Origin of the sequence: Citrobacter sp. RHB35-C21, assembly GCF_013816515.1 — a bacterium.
Classification (GTDB): Bacteria; Pseudomonadota; Gammaproteobacteria; order Enterobacterales; family Enterobacteriaceae; genus Citrobacter; species Citrobacter braakii.
The window spans coordinates 722,379-747,872 of record NZ_CP057147.1 but is presented as its reverse complement, the minus strand read 5'-3'; the positions used below and the strand labels follow the sequence as shown (position 1 = coordinate 747,872).

Below are 25,494 nucleotides of genomic sequence, written 5' to 3'. Positions count from 1 at the left end.
GAAAAATTCACAGCAGGAACTACGCTTTTGTCAGGGTGACCGGTACGCTTTTATACGCCGGAGTCAAACTTTGTGTGTCCACCGCATCCAGCGAAAGCAGGACATTCGCTTCTGGCAGATAAGCGCCTATTGAGCCCACCGCCATGTTGTAAATCACCACCGTCAAGCCGCACATAATGCGATCCGCACAGGGCTGGCCGCTGTCGTCCAGCGCCTGAACGTTGACCACATCTCCCTGGTTCAGACCGCGAGTCGCCGCTTCTTCAGCGCTTAAAAACACCACATCCCGACGACCGGTAATGCCACGGTAGCGATCGTTCATACCATAAATAGTGGTGTTGTATTGATCGTGGCTGCGCAGCGTCGCCAGAACCAGTGCATCGGCAGGCTGATTTTCTCGCTCTACCGCCCGCTGATGGCTGACGATAAAGTTGGCTTTACCATTCGCCGTTCGCCATTCACGGCGCGAAGCGGGCGTATCCATACGAAATCCGCCCGGCTCGGCAATACGGGCATTGTAATCGTGGAACGCCGGGATCACGGCTTCAATGGCGTCACGGATCAGCGCGTAGTCCCCGGTTAACGCTTCCCAGTTGATCGGCGAAAGCGGCAGAGTGGCGTGTGCCATGCCCGCCACAATCGCGGGTTCCGATTTTAACCAGCGGGAAGCTGGCTTCAGCGCGCCGCAGGAAGCATGGACCATCGACATCGAGTCTTCGACGGTCACCGACTGGCTCCCCGTCGCCTGAATGTCGCGCTCCGTTCGACCTAATGCAGGCAGCAGGTAATTATGCTTTGCCAGCAGCAAATGCGATCTGTTCAGCTTGGTCGCAACATGGACCTGCAGATCCAAATTTTTCATCGCCGCAAAGGTACGCTGCGGCTGCGGCATCGCCACCGCCAGATTGCCACCCATGCAAATGAGCGCTTTTGCCTCTCCCCGTTCGATGGCCCGAATACTCTCCACGCTGGAGCGGCCATGTGTACGCGGCACACGGATAGAAAAATGCGTCTCAAGGCGATGCAGGAAGTCTTCGGATGCCGCTTCATTGATCCCCACGGAACGGTCGCCCTGCACGTTAGAATGACCGCGCAACGGGCAGATCCCCGCCCCCGGCTTACCCATATTGCCTTTCAGCAGCAGCAGGTTTACCAGTTGCTGGACGTTCTCAGTACCGTTTTTATGCTGGGTGATGCCCAGACCATAACAAATAATAGTGGCACGAGATTTACTGTAGCTGTGTGCCAGGTCCTCCATCTGACTGCGCGTCAGGCCCGAGTCCTGTTCCAGCTCCGCCCAGTTATGCTGACGTAAGTCATCATACAGCGCTGCATATCCAGCAGTATGCTCATCGATAAACGCATGATCGAGTGTCGGTTGCTGATCCAGTAAGATCCGCGCTTCATCCATTTCGATCAGCGCCTTCATGATGCCTTTGAGCAGCGAGGCGTCACCGCCCATTTTTACCTGGTAGTAGTCGTTGCTCAGCTGCGTCGACTGACCGGTGAACATCTCTTTCGGGCTTTGCGGGAAACTAAAGCGCTCAAGCCCCCTTTCGTTCAGCGGATTGATAGAGATAATTTTAGCCCCGCGTTTGGCAACGTCGCGTAAGGTGGTCAGCATACGTGGATGATTTGTGCCAGGGTTATGCCCGATACAAATCACCAGATCGCAATGGTCAAAATCGTCAAGTTCAACGGTCCCTTTTCCAAGGCCAATGGCCGGCGTTAGCCCTGCGCTGGTCGGTCCGTGGCACATGTTTGAGCAATCAGGAAAGTTGCTGCTGCCATATTCGCGGGCAAAAAGCTGATACAGGAACGCCGCTTCATTTGACGTTCTGCCGGAGGTGTAAAACTCAACCTGCTGGGGTGAATCATAGCTGCGCAGACGCTCGCCTATCTCCTGGAAGGCGATATCCCAATCCACCGCCTGCCAGGTATCTGATGCTGCATCGTATTTCATCGGATGCGTCAAACGACCGATATTTTCCAGCTCATAATCGCTGTAGTGCCAGAGTGTGGAAACCGGGTGACGGCTGAAAAATTCCGGTGACGCTTTTTTACTGGTTGTCTCCCAGGAGACCGCCTTAACGCCATTTTCGCACAGCTCCATTGGCGCACGGTGCCCTGGGTCCGGCCACGCACAGCCCGGACAGTCGAACCCTTTCACCTGGTTCATTTTGAACATCGCGATAATGTCGCGGGCGACAGCCTTTTGCGAAAACACCGAAGCAGTGACGGCTTTTACCGCGCCCCACCCACCCGCCGGGCCCTGATAACCGCTTACTCCTGGAACACCATTTTTCATTATTACTGCTTATTCACCGCCAATTTTTAATGGTGAATACGGTAGCAATTTCCGTCCAACATTGATTTCCTCTTCATGGAGTACGGAGCGAGTACAATGAACGGGTTAGATTTATCTTCCCCTTTCAGCACAAAGCGACATAAAGTTCCAATCTGTTAAATTGAGTTCTACCTAACTGCTACACTGCATCAACACAACCACTCAGAAGGCAGGTCAATATGTCAGACAATACCTATCAGCCCGCGAAAGTCTGGACGTGGGAAAAATCGAACGGGGGCGCATTCGCCAATATCAACCGCCCGGTTTCCGGTGCCACCCACGAGAAAACGCTGCCGGTTGGCAAACATCCGCTGCAGCTCTATTCGCTGGGTACGCCAAACGGGCAGAAAGTGACGATCATGCTGGAGGAGTTGCTGGCGCAGGGGGTGAAGGGCGCGGAATACGATGCCTGGATTATCCGCATTGGCGATGGCGATCAGTTTTCCAGCGGCTTTGTTGAGGTGAATCCGAACTCGAAGATCCCAGCGCTACGCGATCACTCGCAAAACCCACCGGTTCGCGTATTCGAATCTGGCGCAATCCTGCTCTATCTGGCGGAAAAATATGGTTATTTCCTGCCGCAGGATTTGGCAAAACGCACCGAAACGCTGAACTGGTTGTTCTGGTTACAAGGCGCAGCGCCGTTCCTCGGCGGAGGCTTTGGCCACTTCTATAACTATGCTCCGGTAAAAATTGAGTACGCTATCAATCGCTTCACCATGGAAGCCAAGCGCTTACTCGACGTGCTGGATAAACAATTGGCGCAACATCAGTTTGTGGCCGGAGATGAATACACCATTGCCGATATGGCGGTCTGGCCATGGTTTGGCAATGTGGTTCTGGGCAACGTCTACGACGCAGCAGAGTTCCTTGACGCAGGAAGCTACAAGCACGTACAACGCTGGGCAAAAGAGATTGCAGCGCGTCCGGCGGTTAAGCGTGGTCGTATTGTAAACCGCACTAACGGACCGCTGAACGAGCAGCTTCATGAACGCCATGACGCCAGCGACTTCGATACCCATACCGAAGATAAGCGCCAGAACTAAAATAAAATGCCGGATGGCAACCGCTATCCGGCAATTTCATTCAGGATTTGTCACGCGCTGGTGACGTCGTACTCCATGCGGCGAAGTGCGTCTAACGTGGCTTTAGCTTCATCTTCATCAATGATGCTCATGGCGAACCCTACGTGCACCAGCACCCATTGCCCGACCAGCTCAGCTGTATCACCTTCACAAATCAGGGCAATATTGACATCACGTTTGATGCCGCACACTTCAACCTGCGCAAGCTGGTGAATATCTTCACCAACGGCCAGAACCTGACCAGGGACTCCAATACACATATCTGACTCCGCCCCATAGCAACCTATGAGTTATTCGATTTCAATACTTTTCACTTTCAGTGAATCGCCAGCATCAACCCGCAGATGATCGCCCTGACATTGTGGACACTGCGCATCATGCTGGGTGATTTCCACAACCTGACTGCAATCCCAGCACCATGCCTGGGCTGGCTTGTAATCAATATGCAGCTCACAACCCTGAGCCAGCGTCCCCTGACAGACGATGTCGAAACTGAAACGAACGGCGCTCTCTTCAACGCAGGAGAGCGCCCCGATTTCCAGCCAAACACCGGTTACACGTTTGACACCGTGCTGCTCTGCCTGCTGTTGAACAATCTCAACCGCGCTCTGACAAAGGGACAGCTCATGCATTTTCGCAGTTCCGACGACCCAGCAGCAACGCGCGGCGATTAAGCTGCGGCGCATTCGGATCGCTAACCGGCAGCGATAACAGCATTCGCGCGCAATCGTCAGTCAGACGCATGCCTTCTTGCGCCGACATACTGTGCGAAAGCGGCGACATCAGTGAGCAGGAAAGGTATTGCGATACGCCCTCCAGTTCACCAACGGTAAAGGTCATCTCGCCATACGGCAGACGCAGTCCGATTTTTTCGCTGACTTTACGCACCGGCCAGATCTGGTCCGGTCCGGGGAAAATCAGTGCGCTGAGCATCCAGGGCGTGATAACACACCCCGTCCACTGTCCTTCAAACAACGTAAATTCAGAGACATATACCGGCATGTTCGGATGCAGGAAAGAGAGATCGTGCATTGAACGCCGGGCAACCTCTTCAAACGCTGCCTGAATTTGCATCTTCGGGGCCGTCTGAAAACCGACAAACTCCTCAGACATGAGCCGCCTCCCGCGGGATCGCTTCAACACCTGATTCGCGAAGCGCGGCAAGAACCTGCTCAAGCGCAGGTTCAATCATCGCTTCAACCGTTGGCGTTAGTCCGATATGCGGCTCCAGCGATTCCGGAATAACACCGACTAACGTCAGCTTTTTCGGAAACTCGCCGGTGAAACGCAGGGCCGACAATACGTCGGCCAGACCAAGCTGGTGCGGTGAGATTTTGTTGGTAAACAGCGCCGGGATCTCTTCATCCCGCAGGACCATCATCGTTCCTGGCGTGTTTTTCTTCGACACAATGGCGTCAGCAATGATCAGATGATCTCTGTTCGCCATATCACCGAGAAGCTCCATCCCAGCCGTACCACCGTCCAGAACATCAACAAAGTCTGGCAGGACGTACCGTTGTTCTAATGCCTCAACGATACGTACCCCGATGGCTTCGTCGGTCAGCAAAATATTGCCGACCCCTAAGACTAATATCCGCATTACAGAACCTTAACTGAGACCACTTCGTTCCCATCAACGTCCACCACATGCACCGCACATGACATACAAGGGTCGAAGGAGTGAATGGTACGAACCACTTCCAGCGGTTTGTTTGGATCGGCAATCGGCGTACCTACCAGCGAGCGCTCATACGGTCCCACTTCATCATTAAAGTTACGTGGGCCAGAGTTCCAGGTTGACGGTACTACCGCCTGGTAGTTGCTGATAATGCCATCTTTGATCACCATCCAGTGAGACAGCATACCGCGCGGCGCTTCGAGGAAACCGACACCTTTAAATTCACCCGTTGCCGGGATATCCGGTTTCACGAAGGTGGTGTGGTCACCTTTACCGATGTTCACAATCAGCGCGTTGTACTGATCCTGCAGAACATTCTGCAGTTCACAGCAGTGAACGGTACGGCCAATAATACGGCCCAACGTAGAGTGCAGCTGTGACACTTCGATAGTTTTACCGGTCAGCTTGGTGTAAATCGCGATGATTTCATTCAGCTTGGCATGGGTAGACTCGCGTTTGGCCGCCAGTTTACACAGCATGTTGGCCAGCGGACCCACTTCAACCGTTTTACCGTAGAAGGTCGGTGCTTTAACCCAGGAGTACTTGCCATCATCTGACCAACCGGTGTAATCAGGAACCGTTGTGCCTTCCCACGGAGCCTGCGGCGCTTCGTCTTTGTACCACGCGTGTTTCGCACTCTCCTGAATCCCTTTGATCAGGTACTCATCGGAGTGAGAGGTGATCGGACGATAGGTCGACAGATCTTCATTGGTGATGTAACCACCCGGGAACAGGAAGCTGCCGTTTTTACCGTCAGTCGGGAATTCCGGTGCGCTCAGATAGTTAACCGCACCTTGACCACGTTCGAGCCACTCAGGGTAGAACGCAGCAATAACCGCGGTATCAACCTTGTAAACCTGCTCAACGAAGTCGCTCAGCTTATCGATAAAGGACTTGATATACATCAGGCGCTCGAGGTTCAGCACGCCAAGGCCGTCGAGGTTAATTGGGTTAGCAACCCCGCCTACCGCCAGGTTCTGAATGTGCGGCGTTTTACCGCCCAACAGCGCCACAACACGGTTAGCATCACGCTGGCATTCCAGCGCCTGCAGGTAGTGAGCGACCGCAATCAGGTTCACTTCTGGCGGCAGCTGCATTGCCGGGTGACCCCAGCAACCGTTGGCAAAAATGCCTAACTGACCGCTGGCAACAAGGTCTTTGATCTTGTTCTGAACCTTAGTGAACTCTTCTGCGCTGTTCAGGTGCCAGGAGGACACGCCGTTCAGCATGGCAGACGCTTTCGCTGGATCTGCTTTCAGTGCAGAGGTGATATCCACCCAGTCCAGCGCAGAGAGCTGATAGAAGTGAACAATGTGGTCATGCGTAGTGTGCGCGGCCAGAATGATGTTACGGATATACTGTGCGTTCACCGGAACATCAATATTCAGCGCGCTTTCTGCTGCACGAACGGAAGAGATAGCGTGAGTGGTAGTACAAACACCACAGATACGCTGCACAATCATCCAGGCATCGCGCGGATCGCGGTTTTTTACGATCTCTTCCATGCCGCGCCACATGGTACCGGAAGCCCATGCTTTAGATACCACGCCATTTTCGATTTCGCAGTCGATGCGTAAATGACCCTCAATACGGGTTACCGGATCAATAGTAATTCTCTGGCTCATGCTTTGCTCGCCTCATGACGATTTTGATCGTTTTGTTTTAAAGGAGGAAGTATCGGCAGTAGACGAATGAGTACGATGTATGCACAAATCTCAATAGCCACAAAACCAATAGAAATCAACAGTTCTTCCCAGGTCGGGAAGTAGTGGTAGCCACCACCAGGATTGAACGCCACCAGCGAATAGGACAGACGCCATGTCGCACAACCCAGCAATGCGCTCAGCGCAGACAGATACAGCATGCGCGAGTCGTTACGCAGCTTAGTGACGCGCAGCACCACCAGCGGGAAGACCATCAGCACGACTTCAATCCAGAACATCAGGGAGTAAAGATCGCCTGAGAACGCATAGGACAGCTTGTCGCGATAGATCAGTTCGCCAAAGCGCAGAACCACGAAAATCGCCAACAGCACGCTGATGGTATTCGTCAGCTTGATGAACAAACTTTTCTCGTCCGGACCATTACCTTTCAGCCCGGCTTGTACCAACGAGCCTTCGAAGATGACGATCGAGAAGCCCATAATAAAAGCGGTTAATACGGAGAAAAGCGGCAACATTTCATAAGCTTGCCATAGCGGATGCACCTTATAGCCCGCAGAAATCATCAATGAACCCATTGAAGACTGGTGCATAGTTGGCAGCAGCGCGCCAAGGGCAATGATAAAGAACATCACTTTATTCAAACGTTTGAGAGAGACTTTCCACCCCAGACGTTCAAACAGAGCCGGAGCAAATTCCAGCGCCATGATGCCGATATAGATGGTCATACAGACCGCCGTTTCGAACAGTACCGAGTTCACGTTGAAGTGGCCCGGAATGTAGAAATACGGCAGGTTCCAGTAACGACCGACGTCAATGGTGATCGACAGACCACCCAGCGAGTAGCCAAACAGGCTCGCCAACAGCGCCGGACGTACCAGTGGATGGTATTGTCCTCTGTTGAAAACATACACCGCCCACGCCAGCGCCCAGCCACCGCACGCGAAGCCGGTACCAATCAGCAGGTCAAACGCGATCCATACACCCCATGGGAAACCGCCGTTCAGATCGGAGACTGAGCCCAATCCGAAGACCAGACGTTTCACGATCAGGAGCATACACAGGACGATAAGCGGCCCAAAAATAATGACCGGTTTGCTGATTATTTTTCCGCCCAGCGGTTTAGGATCATGACTCATGATCGTCTCCTCCATCGTGATGGTCGTTTTTCGTGTTACGACGAACCAGCACGGTTAAGCCCGCCAGCGCAGCCAGGGGTAATATCATGCCCTTGTACAAGGAATGTTGAACATGTTCGGAACGCGCACCGGTTGAAAGATCATCCAGTTTCGGCAGATCCAAATCCTCGTAAGGAACGCCCGTCAGTACCATAACCTGTGTACCACCACCCTCTTTCTCGCCGTACAGATGGGGGTAATACTTCGGTACCGTATGCAGATAGGTATCGCCTGCTTTCACCGTCTGACGCGGATAGTGGTATTCGCTGCCAGGCTTCAGCGCGAGACGTTTTTTCGCCTCAGCCATCAGCTCTTCACGCGTACCAAAAATCACCGCACCGGCAGGGCACACTTCAACACAACCCGGTAAACCGCCTTTGTCCAGACGCTCAACACCTTTCTGGTTACACAGTTCACATTTGTGAAGCGCACCAAACGGGTTGTTGTAGTCATACTTAGGCACATTGTACGGGCAGGCGACCATGCAGTAACGACAGCCCGTGCAGACATCTTTGTCATAGTGGACGATGCCGGTTTTCGGATCTTTCTTCAGCGCGGAGACCGGGCAAACGGAGACGCAGTTCGGATCGACACAGTGCATGCACTGCTTCTTAATGTATGCGTAGCCGTTTTCTTCCTGGTCTTTGTTGACGCCTGTTCCGCTACGCCACACCTGGATGATGTTATTGGTATACGGTGACAGTTTGTCGTTGTTCGACCAGGTCTGCTCGCCTTCCGGGTTACGCGCCGGGAAGTTGATATCCTGACACTTGGTGACACAGGCCTGGCAGCCTACGCACAGCGTCGAGTCATAGAGCATCCCAAGAGAACCAGGAATCGGCGGACGGTTTTCTGCAGCCGCATGGCTGATGGACGGCGTAGCGCCCAACAGCAATGCCCCGCTGGAGGCTGCTTTAATAAAGTTACGTCTGTTCACGGTTATTCTCCCCGTGAGTCAGCGTTATCTTTCTTCTGCTGACGCCCCAGTTCACGAACCGCCATCACGCTGACACCGGCAACCAGTCCTACTACGCCACCAAGCAGCCCAATCGCCCCGGCAGAAATATTGCCGCCTTCTTTCATATTGACGTCAGGTTTCTCGGAACGCGGTGTTTGGTTTTCCACATGAGCAAGCTGGTGAATACCTTTATGGAAACCGACACCTTCTTCGTTACAGCCGTAGCAAGGGTGACCGATTGCCACCGGCCACACGCCGCCAACATCGCAGAATTGCAGCGTTGAGCAGTTGCCGTAGGTTTCTGGTCCTTTACAGCCCAGATGGTAGAGGCACCAGCCTTCACGGTGACCTTCATCACCAAACTCTTTAGCAAAACGACCTGCATCGAAGTGCGGGCGACGTTCGCAGTGTTCGTGAATCAAACGACCATAGGCAAACGTCGGACGGTTTTTGGTATCCAGCTTCGGCGGCTTACCGTAAGTGATGATATGCGCGACCGTTGCAAGGAAGTTGTGCGGGTTCGGAGGACAGCCGGGGATGTTGATGATGGTTTTGCCTGGCAGAACTTCCTGCAAGCCGACGGCCCCCGTTGGGTTAACGCCAGCAGCAGCAACACCACCCCAAGCGGCACAAGAGCCGATTGCAATGATAGCGGCAGCGCCTTCTGCGGCCCGGCGGATGTGATCTACGATCGGCTCACCGGCAACCATGCAGTAAATACCATTGTCTTTCAGTGGGATAGAACCATCTACAACCAAAACATATTGCCCTTTGTACTTCTCCAGAGCGTTATGTTTATTCTCTTCGACCTGGTGGCCGAAAGCGGCAGAGAGTACCTCATGGTATTCCAGAGAGATTGTCTCCAGAACGAGGTTTTCCACTGTAGGGTGTGTCGCGCGAAGTAGCGATTCAGTACAACCCGTACACTCCTGCGCACCAATCCAGATAACCGGTGGACGCTGAGGACGAGAAACTGATTCGGCCATTTCTGCGGCGGCTTTGCTACTGAGCCCCATGGTAGCGGCCAGTGCTGCACAAAGCTTCATGAAATCACGGCGATTGATGCCGTTCGAATTGATGAGAGAGTTATCTCCAGTCATTTTATAGTTATTCCGTTGCGAAGACCTGGCTTTTATTTTGCACCTTTCGCATGTTGCATATTGCGATCGGCGCGCCATTTACCACACTTTTTATATGGTTATGTGCATTATAATACTTCGGCGGAGCAACAAAACGAAGGCGTAGGTCAATAGTGTAATTAATTAAAGCAAGATAATACCCCTTTCGGATCAAGCTTCGAGACGATAGCCAGCCATGAAAAAACGAATTGTTGTACTGGACTGGTTCTCATTAAAGAAATCCATAACCATCTCTTTATCCAGCCCATAGCGACGCGTGAGGATCCCCGCTTCCCACGCGCTGAGCTGTCGATCGCCCGTTTTTTCAAACATTCGATGAGAAAATCCCAGCACAAAACCGCGTTTATAATCAGCACAAAAATTGGCCGCCGTGCGTGCGCTATCCGCACTTGACGCGTTTAATCCGGCCATCAAGCCTTTTCCAAAATGGTTGTCCATGCATAACCTCCAATCGCTATATAATAAATTATATAGCGATTTTTTAAGCAAAGACCAGAGGTATCACGTACTTTTTTATGCCCGCTTAAAAGGACACCCATTCATCCTTTTTAGCGGCTGCAGACGTTTTGCTGTCTGCTGAAGGGGAAGCGGTGCTGGCGGCGGCGTACTGCACATCGTTTGCTGAAAGGCGGAACTGTTGTACCGAGCGTTGCAGCTCTTCCGTTTGCCGTTCAAGCGCCACAGCTGCGGCGGAAACTTGCTCTACCAGCGCGGCGTTCTGTTGCGTTACGCTGTCCATCTGCGTGATCGCCACGCTCACCTGCGAAATGCCCTTATTCTGTTCTTCTGAGGCAGAAGCAATTTGCTTCATGATAACGGTCACTTCGGTGGCTCCGCGCAGAATCGCCTCCATGGTTAATCCCGTCTCTTTAACCAGTCGAGCGCCCTGATCGACGCGACGCGACGATTCGCCAATCAGCGTCTCAATCTCTTTCGCCGCCCCGGCGCTACGGCTGGCGAGGTTACGCACCTCACCGGCAACAACGGCAAAACCACGCCCCTGCTCACCTGCTCTGGCAGCTTCAACTGCCGCGTTCAGCGCCAGAATATTGGTCTGGAAGGCAATGCTATTAATAACCGACGTAATTTCCGCGATCTGTTTAGAGCTGGCGGCAATGCCGTCCATCGTCTCAACCACTTCTGAAACCAGGCTGCTCCCTTTACCTGCCGTCTCTGTCGCCGTATCGGCAAGCTGGCTGGCTTCACGCGCGTTTTCGGCGTTCAGTTTTACCGTTGCGGTCAGTTGCTCCATGCTGGCAGCGGTCTCTTCCAGCGCCGCAGCCTGCTCCTCAGTACGCGATGAGAGATCGTTATTGCCGGTGGAAATTTCCGTAGCCCCTCGCCAGATGTTGTCACTACCTGAGCGAATTGTACTGACGGCTTCGCGCAGGCTGTCCTGCATCGCGCACAATAACGGCACCAGTTGGCCCACGCAGTTACGACCAAAATCTTCGATTGGATGGCTGAGATCGCCCTGAGCAATCTGCTGGAACTGCTGGCGGATACGTCCCAGGGGTTTCACCATCATGGCGACGAGGTAACGGTCTGTGAAGAACAGGAGGGCAATACCGAGGATCACGGCGGTAATAATTAGCGTCCGGATGATAGACGTTTTGCCATCGACCATGACGCGCGTGGTATCAAGCCGCTCACCTGCCGTGGCGTTAAAACGTTCGGCACTGGCGCCAAATTCACGGCTCAGCGCTGGCGTAACGGTGCTGGCATGCTCCGCAAAGGCCGTAAGCGTGCCCTGCTGCGCCAGTTGCATTTGCGGAACCACCCCGTTATCCAGCAGCGCCTGCCACTTCGTCAGTACCGCCGCGGCAACGTCCGGATCCATAGGCCCCGGAGACAACGTTTTCATCTCCTGGAGTTTTTTGCTCATATTCTCCAGGGACTGCTGCGCTGGTGCAAAATCAGGCGTTCCGCCGCTCATTTTGACATCCATGGCGCGACTTAAGCGCGTTACGAAGCGAAAATACTGATCGTTCCCCTGACTGAGCACCGTCATCTGATGGACAAGATGACGGTCAATATCATTGCCTTCAGATATTTTTGATAAAGAATGAAGACTGAATAAACCCACGCCCGACCAGAGCAGGCAAAAAAGTCCCAGTATTGCCAACATGACAATACGAATAGTGAAGTTTTTCAGCAAACGCATAATAATTTCCTTGCCGTTGATGAGGAATTCGCCATCAGGCGATACTTATCCTTGTTATCGGCAGGCAACAGAGAAGATATAATGCATTCTTTATTTTTTTACTTTCTTAAGTACATCCAATATTATTTACACTATATCAACATGAATGCTAATGAAATTAGCTAGCATTATTATTCAGATAATTAACCTGAAGCATTTAATAATCCCTTGTTTTCTATCGTAAATATTTGTTAAACCATGCAAGAGTACGCTCCCAGGCCAAATCAGCGGCAGCATTATCATAACGCGGTGTGGAGTCATTATGAAAACCATGATTAACGCCGGGATAGATATATGCCTCATAGACTTTCTTATTGGCTTTGAGCGCCGCTTCATAGGCAGGCCATCCATCATTAATTCGGGTATCTAATTGCGCATAGTGCAGTAATAAAGGCGCTTTTATTTTAGGGACATCTGATGCAGGAACCTGACGCCCATAAAAAGGCACTGCGCAGGCCAGTTCAGGAAAAGCAACGGCTGCGGCATTCGATACGCCGCCACCGTAGCAAAATCCGGTGATACCCACCTTTCCCGTCGCGCCTGAATAACGCTGCATAAATTCAATGGCCGCAAAAAAGTCATTCATCAGCTTTACGGGGTCAACTTGCTGCTGCAACTCCCGACCTTTATCATCATTGCCAGGATAGCCCCCCACTGAACTTAATCCATCAGGCGCGAGTGCAATATAGCCCGCCTTTGCCACCCGCCGTGCCACATCCTCAATATACGGATTCAGCCCACGATTCTCATGCACCACCACTACCGCCGGAACTTTCCCCGTCGCTTTCGCAGGTTTAACCAGATACCCACGCACATCACCATGCCCTTCAGGTGAAGGATAAGTCATGTATTCCGCCAGGATATCAGGATCGGTGAACTCCACCTGCGTTGCGAGAGCATAATTGGGTTTCAATACATTGAATAATGCCAGCGCCGTCATACCACCAACTGCATATTTCGCAGCAAGATTGAGAAACTCGCGTTTCGTTATTTTGCCATGAGCGTAATAGTCATAGTAGTCGAGCAATTCTTGCGGAAAGTCTTTGGCAGTTAGACGCGACATGACAGCACTCCGGATCGATGTTTTTTTAAGCAAAGCACAGTGGTCTGTTTTTGCCCAGTTTTTCATTCCAGTGTGACCTGGTGAACGGGATATTCACCATGAACCCGCTAGAATAGAAACGTTGTTTCGAAATTCACCTGCACTAAGGAGATCTCATGGACTGGTTTGCCAATCCTGAACGTTACGAGCAGATGCTCTATCGCTACTGTGGGCGCAGCGGTTTACGTTTACCCGCGCTATCACTGGGTTTGTGGCACAGTTTTGGGCACGTTCAGGCGCTGGATTCACAGCGCGCTCTGCTGCGTAAAGCATTTGATTTAGGCATCACGCATTTTGATTTAGCCAATAACTACGGGCCGCCTCCGGGCAGCGCAGAAGAGAATTTTGGCCGATTATTGCGCGAGGATTTTGCACACTATCGTGATGAACTGATCATCTCCACCAAGGCAGGCTATGACATGTGGCCAGGGCCATACGGTTCTGGCGGTTCGCGCAAATACCTGCTCGCCAGCCTCGACCAGAGCCTTAAACGCATGGGCCTCGACTATGTCGATATCTTCTACTCTCACCGCGTTGACGAAAATACGCCAATGGAAGAGACCGCCTCAGCGCTGGCCCATGCGGTGCAAAGCGGTAAAGCGCTGTATGTCGGCATCTCATCCTATTCCCCGGAGCGTACGCAGAAAATGGCCGAGCTGATGCGGGAATGGAAAATTCCGCTGCTGATCCATCAGCCTTCTTACAACCTGCTTAACCGTTGGGTAGACAGCAGCGGTCTGCTGGATACGCTGGAATCCAACGGCATGGGCTGCATCGCATTTACGCCGCTGGCCCAGGGGCTGCTGACGGGGAAATACCTCAACGGCATTCCGGAAGGTTCACGCATGCAGCGTGAAGGGAAAAAAGTTCGTGGGCTGACGGAAAATATGCTGACGGAAGAAAACCTTAACAGCCTGCGTTTGCTCAATGAGATGGCGCAACAGCGCGGACAGTCGATGGCGCAAATGGCCTTAAGCTGGCTGCTGAAAGACAACCGGGTGACGTCGGTATTAATTGGCGCCAGCCGACCGGAGCAACTGGAGGAGAACGTTCAGGCGTTGGCTAACCTGACGTTCAGCGCCGAAGAACTGGCGCAGATCGATAAGCATGTCACGGATGGTAAACTGAACCTGTGGCAGGCCTCATCTGACAAATAGCCGTTTGTAACTCTGTGCCGGGAAGCGGCGTTAGCCTCCCCGGCACGTAACAGGGCCAGCCAATCCCTTCACACCTCTTCCGCTTAGATCTCTGGACGTTGAAATTCCGGCCACACCAGCGCGACAAGCGCAGGATAAGCCTCCAGACTGAACTCCCTGAAGCACTGGCGTAAGTTAAGCACATCCAGATCGGCATGCGGGACTTTCTCACCGCTCAGACAGCGCTTTTTTATATTGTCGTAATATTTATACACCGCAGAGTTGAGATCGCTACAACGCCGCTGTGCATCAAATAACCCTGGCGTCTCATTTAGCTCCACCATTGTCATCCGCTTGATCGTGGAGTGGATAAAATCGATATATTCGTGATTAACGCGCCAATACCATACTGGGGTAATCGAATTCATCAGTACCGAAAAATGATCTTCCCCCTCTTCTTTACTCAGCATTTCCGGCTGGTTTTCAGAGTGCCCATTTTCTGCATATCGGTTTTTATTTGCACTGCGCATCAACAAAAGTACCCCGCAGGTAAGCAATAGCAGGGTAATAACAGAATAAAATATACTGTTCATATACTGGCTCCATTTTTTTTGATTTTAAAATTACGCCATGCTATTGTCAACGCAGCCTGGTTTATTTAGAACAACATATCATTGGCATCAAAGGATATTTCAACATGCTTCCCGAGCATCTTGTTCCCTCGCGTTTTCACTTATCCAGCTCATCTACTAATACCCGTCCCGCAGATAATAGTGAAAATTTGACTCAGGGAAAGAGAACATTAAGCGATTACGAACCCGATATTTTGATTAGCTCTACCGCTAACGGCCAGGCGCGCAATATGTTATTTGAAGAGTGCGATCGCCATTTAAAAGAGCGCCTGTTTCGTGCTGCAAAAATTGAGTCCTTCACTCGCCTGCTCAATTCACTACAAGCGGAAGGCGACATTAACGCTCAAGAATTAAGTAAAATTTTATCGACAAAAACAGCCAGCGTAAATGAACAGGGCAATAAAATTTGGCTTAATTTAATTACGCGTGAGACCAGCGATCCTATTTTTTATTCTCTGGAAGAGAAATAAAATGAAAGATGTTGAGGATAATAATGTTTATTTGGCTTTAGATGACCATAAAAGCGATGAGTTTGTCTTAAAGCAAAATTTGGCCGTATTGATTGCCAATAAAAATGCGACGTTGGAAAGCGTTGCCCAGGAGATGGTCTCTATTCCCGCCGCGCTGGTGCGGCTGAAATGGCAAAATCGTCGCGAAATTTATGCGCTACAGGCTAAAGAAGAGATCTATGGCGCCGCGATTGAAGCCATTATGGAGCAGCAACCAGAACTACGGGACAAAATCATGGCCCGGCTGGAGAGCACATACCAGCATATACTCAAGCGAGAAACAGCCACCTTACGCCTGACGCGTAAACTGTCTGAAGGGAACTACGAACCCACCAGGATAACGACAGTCGCACTGGATGAGGACAGATAAGGGCGTGTGGGGAGAGCTGAATCAGGAGAGGAAGGCCGGGTAAGGCAACAACCATTACCCGGCAATCAGGATTACTTCGCTTTCACGGTCTCTTCACCGACCAGACCAATCTTCAGGAAACCCGCCTGATGCAGCGTATCCATAACTTTCATCATGGTTTCATAATCGACGGTTTTATCCGCACGGAAGAAAATCGTGGTGTCTTTCTTCCCATCGGTCAGCGTATTTAATTCGCTAATCATGGTGTCATCCGTCACCTGATTATTGCCAATAAACATACTCTTATCGGCTTTAACAGACAGGTAAACCGGTTTTTCCGGACGCGGCTGCGGCGTGCTGGTGGAAGCCGGGAGATTCACCTTCACATCCACCGTTGCCAACGGTGCGGCCACCATAAAGATGATCAATAAAACCAACATAACATCGATAAACGGTGTCACGTTGATTTCATGCATTTCACCGTTATCGTCCAGGTTTTCATTAAAGCTCATTGCCATGGAACATTATCCTACACGTAATTTCTGCGCAGCACGTACCGGATGGGCAGAAGCGCTAGCGTTCAGGTCCAGATCGCGACTTTGCAGCAACAGCACCTGTGCCGCGACATCGCCCAGCATCGCTTTATAGCTGCCAATCTGACGTGCGAAAATGTTGTAGATAACGACCGCAGGAATTGCCGCGACCAGACCGATCGCCGTCGCTAACAGTGCTTCTGCGATACCCGGCGCAACAACGGCCAGGTTGGTCGTTTGGGTTTGTGCAATCCCGATGAAGCTATTCATGATGCCCCATACGGTACCGAACAGACCCACAAATGGAGAGATAGCCCCGATGGTGGCCAGGTAGCCGTTACCACGTCCCATATGACGACCTACCGCCGCCACACGACGCTCCAGACGGAAGCCGGTACGCTCTTTAATACCTTCGTTGTCGTCGCTGCCTTCTGACAATTCCAGTTCGTTCTGCGCTTCGTAAATCAACTGTGCGCCCAGGCTTTTGCCATCAAATCCTGCAGCAATCTCATTTGCCTGGTCTAAAGAGCGGGCGTCCGCCAGCAGTTGCTGTTCACGCTTAAGGCGGCGTTTCTGAGTAAAGAACTCAAGGCTCTTACTAAAGAAGATAGCCCAGGTGACCACTGATGCCAAAATCAGCCCAATCATCACGCACTTAACCACGATATCGGCGTGCTGATACATACCCCAGACGGAAAGATCCGTCTGCATCAAATTATTACCCACTCTGTATCTCCAGGACGCAAATCACAAAATCTGAGCGTAATGATATCAAAACGACGTCGAATTGATAGTCGTTCTCATTACTATTTACATATTGCCGCACCTTTGGTTTCTTTTCCTTGCGCTTACGCAGTAAAAAAGTCACCAGAAGCATTTTGAGATTATTTTCTACTGTATGACCGTTCTGCAGGATGCGTCATCTTTGATTCATGGTAGTTTAGACATCCAGACGTATAAAAACAGGTAAGACGACATGGCAGATAAGCAACTTGAAACCAAACTCGTTCACGCAGGACGCAGTAAAAAGTACACGCTGGGCGCGGTAAATAGCGTGATCCAGCGCGCTTCTTCGCTAGTGTTTGACACCGTAGAGGCCAAAAAGCAGGCTACGCACAACCGTGCTAACGGTGCGCTTTTCTATGGACGTCGCGGAACCCTGACGCATTTTTCCCTGCAAGAGGCAATGTGTGAACTGGAAGGCGGCGCGGGTTGCGCGTTGTTCCCCTGCGGCGCGGCGGCCGTTGCCAACACCATCCTCGCCTTTGTGGAACAAGGGGATCATGTGCTGATGACCAACACCGCCTATGAACCCAGCCAGGATTTCTGCACCAAAATTCTCGGCAAACTCGGCGTGTCCACCGGATGGTTCGATCCGCTGGTTGGTGCCGATATTGTGAAGCACATACAGCCGAACACTAAAGTCGTATTTCTGGAATCTCCCGGCTCTGTCACCATGGAAGTACATGATGTCCCTGCTATTGTTGCCGCCGTCAGAAGCGTCGCGCCGGATGCGATCATCATAATTGATAACACCTGGGCTGCCGGGGTGCTGTTCAAAGCACTGGATTTTGGCATCGACATTTCTATTCAGGCTGGTACCAAATATCTGATTGGCCATTCCGACGCCATGGTCGGCACTGCGGTAGCTAATGCCCGTTGCTGGGATCAACTGCGCGAAAATGCCTATCTGATGGGGCAAATGCTGGACGCCGATACCGCCTATATGACCAGCCGCGGACTGCGTACGCTAAGCGTTCGCCTGCGCCAACATCATGAAAGCAGCTTAAAGGTCGCCGAGTGGCTGGCCAGCCATCCGCAGGTCGCCCGCGTGAACCACCCCGCGCTGCCCGGCAGTAAAGGCCACGAATTCTGGAAGCGTGATTTCACCGGCAGCAGCGGACTGTTCTCATTTGTATTGAATAAGAAACTAAATCATGAAGAGCTGGCCGAGTATCTGGACCACTTCAGTCTGTTCAGCATGGCCTACTCCTGGGGCGGATTTGAGTCGCTGATTCTCGCTAATCAACCGGAACACATTGCGGCAATCCGTCCGCAAGGCGAGGTGGACTTCAGTGGAACGCTCATCCGTTTGCATATCGGTTTAGAGAATGTTGACGATCTGATTGCCGATTTGGCCGCAGGATTTGCCCGAATCGAGTAAAATTGCCATAGATGGACATATATGCAGACACTTCTGGTGGAAAAGTCTGCAATTGTTGCGTCCGGGATCAAGGCATCCCGGACAATTCAGGAGTACAATCCACACATAAACGCTGTTCCACAGGAAAGTCCATGGTAGTCATTCAAGATATTGTCTCCGCGCTTTGGCAACACGATTTTGCCGCGTTGGCGGATCCGCACGTTGTGAGCGTGGTGTACTTCGTAATGTTCGCCACACTGTTTTTAGAAAATGGCCTGCTGCCTGCCTCCTTTTTACCCGGAGACAGCCTGTTATTGCTGGCAGGGGCGCTGATCGCTCAGGACGTGATGAGTTTTATACCTACCATAGCTATTCTGACTGCCGCCGCCAGTCTGGGCTGCTGGCTAAGCTACATTCAGGGACGCTGGCTGGGCAACACGCGGACGGTAAAAGGCTGGCTGGCGCAATTACCTGATAAATATCATCAGCGCGCTACCTGCATGTTTGACCAACACGGGCTGATGGCACTGCTGGCTGGGCGTTTCCTGGCATTCGTTCGTACCTTGCTGCCAACAATGGCGGGAATTTCGGGCCTGCCAAACCGTCGGTTCCAGTTTTTTAACTGGCTGAGCGGTCTGCTGTGGGTCACCGTCGTCACCGGCTTTGGCTATGCGCTGAGCATGATCCCGTTCGTCAAACGCCATGAAGATCAGGTGATGACCTTTTTAATGATCCTGCCGATTGCCCTGTTAACCGCGGGTCTGTTGGGAACCCTGTTTGTCGTGATTAAAAAAAAATACTGTAGCGCCTGAGTATTAACCGTAGGCCGGGGTTCCCCCGGCATTTTCTCCTGATGACGTTTCGCTTATCAGGCCAGCGCTGAGCAAGTTTAACTCCCCTGCATCATTCGAATTCTGGCCGCATCCTCCCCCGGCGTTACGCCAAAGAAACGTTTGAATTCCCGACTGAATTGCGATGCGCTCTCATAGCCGACGCGCATGGCAGCCGCACTGGCCTTCATCCCGTCGTGGATCATCATCATCCGTGCTTTATGCAGACGATAGCTCTTCAGGTATTGCAGCGGCGACGTGCTGGTCACCGCTTTAAAATTATGATGAAACGCCGACACGCTCATATTCGCTTCTGCCGCCAGCTGTTCGACATTGAGATTTTCGGTGTATTTGGTTTCAATGCGCTTCAGCACCCGGCTTATCAAACTGAAATGCGTCTGGCGGCTAACCAGCGCCAGTAATGCGCCGCCGCGCGGCCCGGTCAGCACATGGTAGAGGATCTCGCGAATAATCTGTTTCCCCAGAATACGCGCATCCAGCGGTCGCTCCATCACATCCAGCAGGCGCTCAGCGGCGCAAAGAATTTCGTCAGAAAGCGTCGCGGAGTTGATCCCGCTGGCCGCCATGGCGGGCTGGAACAGCTCATCTTCCCCAATGTCCATCAACAGCTCCTGCAATTGCAGAATATCGACATTCAGGTAGATACCGGCCAGGGGAACCTCCGGCGTTGCATACGTTTCACATTCAAAGGGTAACGGTACGGTTAGCAACAGGTATTCGTTGGCGTCATAACGAAATACACGTTCATTGATATAACCAATTTTATGTCCCGAAAAGAGAAATATGATTCCTGGCTGATACATTACCGGTGTACGCGCTGCCGGCTCAGTGCCGTGCAGCAGGCGGACATCTGGCAGCAGTTCGCTGAGTTTATTTTCATTGTTTTTCAGCTGCTTAATTTTATCTGTCAGCAGAAGGCAGATCTCATCACGGTTCATAGAGCACCATTTCATCATCGGTTTGCAACCCTGACATAATGCGCAGATTTATCCGTTTTCTCCAGCAGTCTGTAGAAATGGGCAAGACATCGGCAGAAATGAGCATTGAGAGCAGCGCGGCTGACGACCACAATGTTCATCATCCGGCAGACACTCTCCTGCCCTCTTTTTTTACCCACATAAGGGAACGAGCAATGAACAACTTTAATCTCCATACCCCAACCCGCATTCTGTTTGGTAAAGGTGCGATTGCTGAGCTGCGCGATCAAATCCCTCAGGATGCTCGCGTATTGGTTACCTATGGCGGCGGTAGCGTGAAAAAAACCGGTGTCCTGGCACAGGTTCAGGATGCGCTGAAAGGCCTGGACGTGCTGGAGTTTGGCGGTATTGAGCCGAACCCGTCTTATGAAACGCTGATGAACGCGGTAAAAATCGTGCGTGATGAGAAAGTGACGTTCCTGCTGGCGGTAGGCGGCGGTTCGGTGCTGGATGGCACCAAATTCATCGCGGCTGCGGCACAATACGCTGACGGCATCGATCCATGGCGCATTCTGGAAACCCACGGCAACGACGTAACAAGCGCTATCCCGATGGGCTCCGTATTAACCCTGCCAGCAACCGGCTCTGAATCTAACTCCGGCGCGGTCATTTCGCGTAAAACCACCGGCGATAAGCTGGCCTTTATGACCCCATTTGTGCAGCCGGTATTTGCCGTGCTGGATCCGGTTTACACCTATACCCTGCCGCCGCGTCAGGTTGCGAACGGCGTCGTAGATGCCTTCGTACATACCGTTGAGCAGTATGTGACTTATCCGGTAGACGGGAAAATTCAGGATCGCTTTGCTGAAGGTATTCTGCTTACGCTGGTAGAAGAAGGCCCGAAAGCATTGCAGGAGCCGGAAAATTACAACGTGCGTGCGAACGTTATGTGGGCGGCAACCCAGGCGCTGAACGGTCTGATTGGCGCAGGCGTACCACAAGACTGGGCAACGCATATGCTGGGCCACGAACTGACCGCAATGCACGGTCTGGATCATGCTCAAACATTGGCTATCGTTCTGCCAGCGCTGTGGAATGAAAAACGCGATACCAAACGTGCCAAACTGTTGCAATACGCAGAGCGTATCTGGAATATCACTGAAGGTTCCGATGACCAACGCATCGACGCCGCTATTGCCGCAACCCGCGCTTTCTTCGAACAAATGGGCGTACCGACTCGTCTGTCTGACTACGGCCTGGACGGTAGCTCCATCCCAGCGCTACTGGAAAAACTGCAAGCGCACGGCGGTACAAAACTGGGCGAACATCAGGACATTACGCTCGAGGTCAGCCGTCGGATTTACGAAGCTGCCCGCTAAGGTTTTTTCACCTCCGCCTTTCATTTTTGGGTATTTTTATTCTAAATATTTCGAGTTGCATAAAGGCAGCAAAGGAGAGAATCCCCAGGAGCTTACATAAGTCAGTGACTGGGGGTGAAACGACAAACCTGCCGGGAGCAGATTTGAACGTTGCTTGCAGCGGACCTGAAAGGGTGAGGCTCATGGATGGGCCGCGTAATAAAGCCAACGCATATGCAGCTTGAAGTATGACGAGGATAGGCCAGACTTAAGTCACACCTAACTTACCGGGGCTTGCCTCGGTAAACTCAATTCAGGGGAGGAATTATGACCGGTCCAACCATTATTAAACTACAGGATGGTAACGTCATGCCGCAGCTGGGCCTGGGGGTCTGGAAGGCAAGTAACGAAGAGGTCATCACTGCCATTCATAAAGCGCTGGAAGTGGGGTATCGCTCAATTGATACCGCTGCGGCGTACAAAAACGAAGAAGGTGTCGGCAAAGCAATACGCGATGCGGGCGTACCGCGGGAAGAGTTATTCATCACCACCAAGCTATGGAATGATGACCAGAAACGCCCTCGGGAAGCCTTGCTTGAAAGCATGGAGAAACTCCAGCTCGATTACCTCGATCTTTATCTGATGCACTGGCCAGTTCCGGCGATCGACCACTACGTTGAAGCGTGGGAAAGCATGATCGATCTGCAAAAAGAAGGGCTGATTAAGAGCATCGGCGTGTGTAACTTTCAGATCAATCATCTCCAGCGACTGATGGATGAAACCGGCGTACCACCGGTGATTAACCAGATAGAACTTCATCCGCTTATGCAACAGCGCCAACTGCACGCCTGGAACGCAACGCATAAAATCCAGACCGAATCCTGGAGCCCGCTGGCGCAGGGCGGCAAAGACGTCTTTGATCAAAAGATCATCCGCGATCTCGCAGAGAAATATGGCAAATCACCGGCGCAGATTGTCATCCGCTGGCATCTGGATAGCGGCCTGGTGGTTATTCCGAAATCAGTCACCCCTGCGCGTATCGCAGAAAACTTTAACATCTGGGACTTCCGCCTGGATAAAGATGAATTAGGCGAAATCGCAAAGCTCGATCAGGGCAAACGTCTGGGACCAGACCCGGACCAATTCGGCGGTTAACCCCTTCTCTCCTGCCCGACCTCTCGTCGGGCCTTTACTGATTTGAATTTCGACGTAGATCACGTGCACAGCTAATTGAGTCCCATGCGATCTGCCCCACTGGAAGCCGATTGAATCGCAGCAGAACCAATTTTTCGAGCAGTATGAAGGATATCTGTCGTCACACGATCATGAACGGGCGGATGATGCAAAACTGGCCGCATTAGCGGCCAGAATTCGTGAGGCATACATACTGAGCACTTCTGCCAGATGGCACCTTATCCGGCCGAAGGTCTTTCAGGCCCGGTAAACATTTCACTCCCGGGCAAGACAGATTAGCGCCCTGCTACTTTCCCACGTTTTTTGTTCGCGGCAGGCGTCTGGCGCTGATGCGCCACAGGCGTGTGCTTGGTCAACGCCGGACGGGTATGACGGTTCTGGCGACGCGCTTCGCGCATCTCTTCCAGCGTAGGCGCCGGAACCAGACATTCGCGACGACCACCGATCAGATGCTTTTTCCCCATATCTTCCAGCGCCTGGCGGATTAACGGCCAGTTGGCTGGGTCGTGGTAACGCAGCAGCGCTTTATGCAGACGACGCTGTTTATCACCTTTCGGCACCACCACGTCTTCACTCTTGTAACTAATTTTACCCAGCGGGTTTTTCCCGGTGTAATACATGGTTGTGGAGTTCGCCAATGGTGATGGATAGAAGTTCTGCACCTGATCCAGACGGAAACGACGTTGCTTCAGCCACAGCGCCAGATTCACCATATCCTCGTCACGCGTCCCAGGATGCGCAGAAATAAAGTACGGGATCAGGTACTGCTCTTTACCGGCCTGTTTAGAGTAGGTGTCGAACAATTCCTTAAAGCGATCGTAGCTGCCCATCCCCGGCTTCATCATCTTCGACAGCGGGCCTTCTTCAGTATGCTCTGGCGCAATCTTCAGATAGCCGCCCACGTGGTGGGTAGCCAGCTCTTTGATATAGCGCGGATCTTCGACCGCGATGTCATAGCGCACACCTGAAGCGATAAGGATCTTTTTAATGCCTTTCAAATCACGCGCACGGCGATAGAGGTTAATCGTCGGCTCGTGGTTGGTATCCATATGCGGACAGATATCCGGGTAGACGCATGACAAACGACGGCAGGTTTGCTCCGCACGCGGTGACTTACAGCGCAGCATATACATGTTCGCCGTTGGGCCGCCGAGATCGGAAATCACGCCGGTAAAGCCCGGAACGGTGTCGCGAATAGCTTCGATTTCATTGATGATCGAGTCTTCAGAGCGACTCTGGATAATGCGGCCTTCGTGCTCGGTGATCGAACAGAACGAGCAGCCGCCAAAACAGCCACGCATAATGTTGATCGAGAAACGGATCATCTCGTAGGCCGGAATGCGGCTGTCGCCATACGCCGGATGCGGCACGCGCTTGTACGGCAGCGCAAAGACGCTGTCCATTTCTTCGGTAGAGAGCGGAATGGCTGGCGGGTTGATCCAGATGTAGCGATCGCCATGCTTTTGCATCAGCGCGCGCGCACAGCCTGGGTTGGTTTCGTGGTGCAGGATACGCGACGCATGTGCATACAGCACTTTATCGCCCTTCACTTTTTCGAAGGACGGCAGCAGCACGTAGGTTTTTTCCCACGGTTTCGGGCGCGGCGGCTGTACAGTTACCGCTTTCGCTTCCTGCTTTTTCGGTGCGACAGGTTTGTTGTCGGCACACGGCAAATCCTCGCCGTATGGATGCGGGATCGGGTCAATTTTGCCCGGCGTGTCGAGACGCGTGGAATCCACCCCACTCCAGCCCGGCAGCGCTTCTTTAACCATAATCGCGGTGTTACGCACGTCGCGGATCTGATCGATAGTTTCCCCCATCGCCAGACGATGCGCCACTTCCACCAGCGGACGTTCGCCGTTACCGAACATCAGCATGTCAGCTTTTGAATCCACCAGCACGGAGCGACGAACGGTATCAGACCAGTAGTCGTAGTGCGCGGTACGGCGCAGGCTGGCCTCAATACCGCCGAGAATAACCGGCACATCTTTCCATGCTTCCTTACAGCGCTGGGTATAGACCAGTGTCGCGCGGTCCGGGCGTTTGCCCGCCACGTTGTCTGGCGTATAAGCATCGTCATGGCGCAGTCGGCGATCGGCGGTATAACGGTTGATCATCGAATCCATGTTGCCCGCGGTAACACCAAAGAACAGGTTCGGTTTACCCAAACGCATAAAATCGTCTTTGTTGTTCCACTCCGGCTGGGCGATAATCCCAACACGAAAGCCCTGCGCTTCCAGCATACGGCCGCAAATTGCCATGCCAAAGCTGGGATGATCGACGTATGCATCGCCGGTAACCAGAATGATGTCGCAGCTATCCCAGCCAAGTTGGTCCATTTCGTCGCGTGACATCGGCAAAAATGGTGCCGGGCCAAAACAGGCAGCCCAGTACTGCGGCCAGGAGAAAAGGTCTCTGTCCGGCTGGATCAGGGATATTGCGCTCATAGTGCTTCCAAAAATGGTAAAAAAATAATCAAAGGCCGGGGATTATACGCTGTATGTCGGCAAGAAATGAAGTG

25 protein-coding genes and 1 pseudogene are annotated in these 25,494 nt (G+C 52.3%); 9 read left to right on the top strand and 17 right to left on the bottom strand.

What is annotated here, in order from left to right:
• Window positions 1–19 precede the first annotated feature (19 nt).
• The gene (locus HVZ39_RS03705; protein ID WP_181633243.1) at window positions 20–2,308 is read right to left on the bottom strand and encodes an FdhF/YdeP family oxidoreductase; all 2,289 of its coding nucleotides are present in this window, start codon (window positions 2,306–2,308) and stop codon (window positions 20–22) included.
• A gap of 218 nt (window positions 2,309–2,526) precedes the next feature.
• Here HVZ39_RS03705 and yghU point away from each other — a divergent pair, with 218 nt between their 5' ends.
• Complete coding sequence (gene yghU / locus HVZ39_RS03700) at window positions 2,527–3,393, top strand: glutathione-dependent disulfide-bond oxidoreductase (protein WP_047358637.1); 867 nt, start codon at window positions 2,527–2,529, stop codon at window positions 3,391–3,393.
• Window positions 3,394–3,443: 50 nt separating this feature from the next.
• On the opposite strand, the gene hybG is transcribed toward yghU, so the two are convergent.
• From hybG to yghX, 11 genes are all read right to left on the bottom strand, one after another.
• Window positions 3,444–3,692, bottom strand: a complete 249-nt coding sequence (gene hybG / locus HVZ39_RS03695) for a hydrogenase maturation factor HybG (protein WP_003024459.1) — start codon at window positions 3,690–3,692, stop codon at window positions 3,444–3,446.
• A 30-nt stretch (window positions 3,693–3,722) separates the two neighbouring features.
• A complete protein-coding gene (hypA, locus tag HVZ39_RS03690) occupies window positions 3,723–4,064 on the bottom strand; it encodes a hydrogenase maturation nickel metallochaperone HypA (RefSeq protein ID WP_181633242.1) in 342 nt (113 codons plus the stop codon).
• On the bottom strand, window positions 4,057–4,545 hold the full coding sequence (hybE, locus tag HVZ39_RS03685; protein WP_016154490.1) for a hydrogenase-2 assembly chaperone: 489 nt from the start codon (window positions 4,543–4,545) through the stop codon (window positions 4,057–4,059). Before hybE ends, hypA begins: the two co-directional genes overlap by 8 nt.
• A complete protein-coding gene (locus HVZ39_RS03680; protein ID WP_016157468.1) occupies window positions 4,538–5,032 on the bottom strand; it encodes a HyaD/HybD family hydrogenase maturation endopeptidase in 495 nt (164 codons plus the stop codon). The genes hybE and HVZ39_RS03680 overlap by 8 nt, the downstream gene beginning before the upstream one ends.
• Window positions 5,032–6,735: a hydrogenase 2 large subunit gene (gene hybC, locus HVZ39_RS03675; RefSeq protein ID WP_003024476.1), complete on the bottom strand. Its 1,704-nt coding sequence runs from the start codon at window positions 6,733–6,735 to the stop codon at window positions 5,032–5,034. The genes HVZ39_RS03680 and hybC overlap by 1 nt, the downstream gene beginning before the upstream one ends.
• Complete coding sequence (gene hybB / locus HVZ39_RS03670) at window positions 6,732–7,910, bottom strand: Ni/Fe-hydrogenase cytochrome b subunit (RefSeq protein ID WP_016154492.1); 1,179 nt, start codon at window positions 7,908–7,910, stop codon at window positions 6,732–6,734. Before hybB ends, hybC begins: the two co-directional genes overlap by 4 nt.
• On the bottom strand, window positions 7,900–8,886 hold the full coding sequence (hybA, locus tag HVZ39_RS03665; RefSeq protein WP_181633241.1) for a hydrogenase 2 operon protein HybA: 987 nt from the start codon (window positions 8,884–8,886) through the stop codon (window positions 7,900–7,902). Before hybA ends, hybB begins: the two co-directional genes overlap by 11 nt.
• 2 nt (window positions 8,887–8,888) lie before the next feature.
• On the bottom strand, window positions 8,889–10,007 hold the full coding sequence (gene hybO / locus HVZ39_RS03660) for a hydrogenase 2 small subunit (protein WP_016154493.1): 1,119 nt from the start codon (window positions 10,005–10,007) through the stop codon (window positions 8,889–8,891).
• 189 nt (window positions 10,008–10,196) lie between these two features.
• Window positions 10,197–10,484 (bottom strand): DUF2623 family protein, encoded by a 288-nt coding sequence (locus tag HVZ39_RS03655; RefSeq protein WP_181633240.1) that lies wholly within the window; start codon window positions 10,482–10,484, stop codon window positions 10,197–10,199.
• 85 nt (window positions 10,485–10,569) lie between these two features.
• Window positions 10,570–12,210, bottom strand: a complete 1,641-nt coding sequence (locus tag HVZ39_RS03650) for a methyl-accepting chemotaxis protein (RefSeq protein ID WP_181633239.1) — start codon at window positions 12,208–12,210, stop codon at window positions 10,570–10,572.
• A 214-nt stretch (window positions 12,211–12,424) separates the two neighbouring features.
• Complete coding sequence (yghX, locus tag HVZ39_RS03645) at window positions 12,425–13,312, bottom strand: YghX family hydrolase (RefSeq protein WP_181633679.1); 888 nt, start codon at window positions 13,310–13,312, stop codon at window positions 12,425–12,427.
• Between the two features lie 155 nt (window positions 13,313–13,467).
• Between yghX and HVZ39_RS03640 the strand changes: the two genes are divergently transcribed.
• Window positions 13,468–14,508: an aldo/keto reductase gene (locus tag HVZ39_RS03640; RefSeq protein WP_101700279.1), complete on the top strand. Its 1,041-nt coding sequence runs from the start codon at window positions 13,468–13,470 to the stop codon at window positions 14,506–14,508.
• An 83-nt stretch (window positions 14,509–14,591) separates the two neighbouring features.
• Here HVZ39_RS03640 and HVZ39_RS03635 read toward each other — a convergent pair whose 3' ends face one another.
• Complete coding sequence (locus tag HVZ39_RS03635; protein ID WP_181633238.1) at window positions 14,592–15,080, bottom strand: RNA helicase; 489 nt, start codon at window positions 15,078–15,080, stop codon at window positions 14,592–14,594.
• Window positions 15,081–15,184: 104 nt separating this feature from the next.
• Between HVZ39_RS03635 and HVZ39_RS03630 the strand changes: the two genes are divergently transcribed.
• Both HVZ39_RS03630 and HVZ39_RS03625 read left to right on the top strand, forming a co-directional pair.
• Window positions 15,185–15,589: a hypothetical protein gene (locus tag HVZ39_RS03630; RefSeq protein WP_080859494.1), complete on the top strand. Its 405-nt coding sequence runs from the start codon at window positions 15,185–15,187 to the stop codon at window positions 15,587–15,589.
• Between the two features lies 1 nt (window position 15,590).
• Window positions 15,591–15,998 (top strand): cytoplasmic protein, encoded by a 408-nt coding sequence (locus tag HVZ39_RS03625; protein WP_181633237.1) that lies wholly within the window; start codon window positions 15,591–15,593, stop codon window positions 15,996–15,998.
• A gap of 71 nt (window positions 15,999–16,069) precedes the next feature.
• Here the strand turns inward: HVZ39_RS03625 and exbD are convergent, their stop codons facing one another.
• Together exbD and exbB are read right to left on the bottom strand one after the other, a co-directional pair.
• The gene (gene exbD, locus HVZ39_RS03620; RefSeq protein WP_016154501.1) at window positions 16,070–16,495 is read right to left on the bottom strand and encodes a TonB system transport protein ExbD; all 426 of its coding nucleotides are present in this window, start codon (window positions 16,493–16,495) and stop codon (window positions 16,070–16,072) included.
• 6 nt (window positions 16,496–16,501) lie between these two features.
• Window positions 16,502–17,236, bottom strand: coding sequence for a tol-pal system-associated acyl-CoA thioesterase (exbB, locus tag HVZ39_RS03615; RefSeq protein WP_016154502.1), 735 nt, complete (start codon window positions 17,234–17,236; stop codon window positions 16,502–16,504).
• Between the two features lie 250 nt (window positions 17,237–17,486).
• Between exbB and metC the strand changes: the two genes are divergently transcribed.
• Entirely contained in the window at window positions 17,487–18,674 is a 1,188-nt protein-coding gene (metC, locus tag HVZ39_RS03610) for a cystathionine beta-lyase (protein WP_181633236.1), read from the top strand.
• Window positions 18,675–18,805: 131 nt separating this feature from the next.
• Entirely contained in the window at window positions 18,806–19,465 is a 660-nt protein-coding gene (gene yghB / locus HVZ39_RS03605; RefSeq protein ID WP_016154504.1) for a DedA family general envelope maintenance protein YghB, read from the top strand.
• Window positions 19,466–19,542: 77 nt separating this feature from the next.
• Here yghB and HVZ39_RS03600 read toward each other — a convergent pair whose 3' ends face one another.
• Window positions 19,543–20,442 (bottom strand): AraC family transcriptional regulator, encoded by a 900-nt coding sequence (locus tag HVZ39_RS03600; RefSeq protein WP_029139662.1) that lies wholly within the window; start codon window positions 20,440–20,442, stop codon window positions 19,543–19,545.
• Window positions 20,443–20,636: 194 nt separating this feature from the next.
• Here HVZ39_RS03600 and yqhD point away from each other — a divergent pair, with 194 nt between their 5' ends.
• From yqhD to HVZ39_RS03585, 3 genes and pseudogenes are all read left to right on the top strand, one after another.
• Complete coding sequence (yqhD, locus tag HVZ39_RS03595; protein WP_003838168.1) at window positions 20,637–21,800, top strand: alcohol dehydrogenase; 1,164 nt, start codon at window positions 20,637–20,639, stop codon at window positions 21,798–21,800.
• 306 nt (window positions 21,801–22,106) lie between these two features.
• On the top strand, window positions 22,107–22,934 hold the full coding sequence (gene dkgA, locus HVZ39_RS03590; RefSeq protein ID WP_181633235.1) for a 2,5-didehydrogluconate reductase DkgA: 828 nt from the start codon (window positions 22,107–22,109) through the stop codon (window positions 22,932–22,934).
• Window positions 22,935–22,982: 48 nt separating this feature from the next.
• A pseudogene (locus HVZ39_RS03585) lies at window positions 22,983–23,223 on the top strand (hypothetical protein); the annotation flags it as partial.
• A 25-nt stretch (window positions 23,224–23,248) separates the two neighbouring features.
• Here the strand turns inward: HVZ39_RS03585 and HVZ39_RS03580 are convergent.
• Window positions 23,249–25,420: a YgiQ family radical SAM protein gene (locus tag HVZ39_RS03580; protein ID WP_181633234.1), complete on the bottom strand. Its 2,172-nt coding sequence runs from the start codon at window positions 25,418–25,420 to the stop codon at window positions 23,249–23,251.
• Window positions 25,421–25,494 lie beyond the last annotated feature (74 nt).

Coding starts and splice junctions, on each gene's coding strand:
- HVZ39_RS03655 (WP_181633240.1), bottom strand. CDS start 10,484: ATGGACAACCATTTTGGAAAAGGCTTGATGGCCGGATTAAACGCGTCA.
- yqhD (WP_003838168.1), top strand. CDS start 20,637: ATGAACAACTTTAATCTCCATACCCCAACCCGCATTCTGTTTGGTAAA.
- hybC (WP_003024476.1), bottom strand. CDS start 6,735: ATGAGCCAGAGAATTACTATTGATCCGGTAACCCGTATTGAGGGTCAT.
- hybE (WP_016154490.1), bottom strand. CDS start 4,545: ATGTCTGAGGAGTTTGTCGGTTTTCAGACGGCCCCGAAGATGCAAATT.
- HVZ39_RS03680 (WP_016157468.1), bottom strand. CDS start 5,032: ATGCGGATATTAGTCTTAGGGGTCGGCAATATTTTGCTGACCGACGAA.
- HVZ39_RS03705 (WP_181633243.1), bottom strand. CDS start 2,308: ATGAAAAATGGTGTTCCAGGAGTAAGCGGTTATCAGGGCCCGGCGGGT.
- HVZ39_RS03650 (WP_181633239.1), bottom strand. CDS start 12,210: ATGCGTTTGCTGAAAAACTTCACTATTCGTATTGTCATGTTGGCAATA.
- exbD (WP_016154501.1), bottom strand. CDS start 16,495: ATGGCAATGAGCTTTAATGAAAACCTGGACGATAACGGTGAAATGCAT.
- hypA (WP_181633242.1), bottom strand. CDS start 4,064: ATGCATGAGCTGTCCCTTTGTCAGAGCGCGGTTGAGATTGTTCAACAG.
- yghX (WP_181633679.1), bottom strand. CDS start 13,312: ATGTCGCGTCTAACTGCCAAAGACTTTCCGCAAGAATTGCTCGACTAC.
- hybB (WP_016154492.1), bottom strand. CDS start 7,910: ATGAGTCATGATCCTAAACCGCTGGGCGGAAAAATAATCAGCAAACCG.
- HVZ39_RS03600 (WP_029139662.1), bottom strand. CDS start 20,442: ATGAACCGTGATGAGATCTGCCTTCTGCTGACAGATAAAATTAAGCAG.
- HVZ39_RS03625 (WP_181633237.1), top strand. CDS start 15,591: ATGAAAGATGTTGAGGATAATAATGTTTATTTGGCTTTAGATGACCAT.
- yghB (WP_016154504.1), top strand. CDS start 18,806: ATGGTAGTCATTCAAGATATTGTCTCCGCGCTTTGGCAACACGATTTT.
- hybG (WP_003024459.1), bottom strand. CDS start 3,692: ATGTGTATTGGAGTCCCTGGTCAGGTTCTGGCCGTTGGTGAAGATATT.
- HVZ39_RS03630 (WP_080859494.1), top strand. CDS start 15,185: ATGCTTCCCGAGCATCTTGTTCCCTCGCGTTTTCACTTATCCAGCTCA.
- HVZ39_RS03640 (WP_101700279.1), top strand. CDS start 13,468: ATGGACTGGTTTGCCAATCCTGAACGTTACGAGCAGATGCTCTATCGC.
- yghU (WP_047358637.1), top strand. CDS start 2,527: ATGTCAGACAATACCTATCAGCCCGCGAAAGTCTGGACGTGGGAAAAA.
- dkgA (WP_181633235.1), top strand. CDS start 22,107: ATGACCGGTCCAACCATTATTAAACTACAGGATGGTAACGTCATGCCG.
- HVZ39_RS03635 (WP_181633238.1), bottom strand. CDS start 15,080: ATGAACAGTATATTTTATTCTGTTATTACCCTGCTATTGCTTACCTGC.
- metC (WP_181633236.1), top strand. CDS start 17,487: ATGGCAGATAAGCAACTTGAAACCAAACTCGTTCACGCAGGACGCAGT.
- HVZ39_RS03580 (WP_181633234.1), bottom strand. CDS start 25,420: ATGAGCGCAATATCCCTGATCCAGCCGGACAGAGACCTTTTCTCCTGG.
- hybO (WP_016154493.1), bottom strand. CDS start 10,007: ATGACTGGAGATAACTCTCTCATCAATTCGAACGGCATCAATCGCCGT.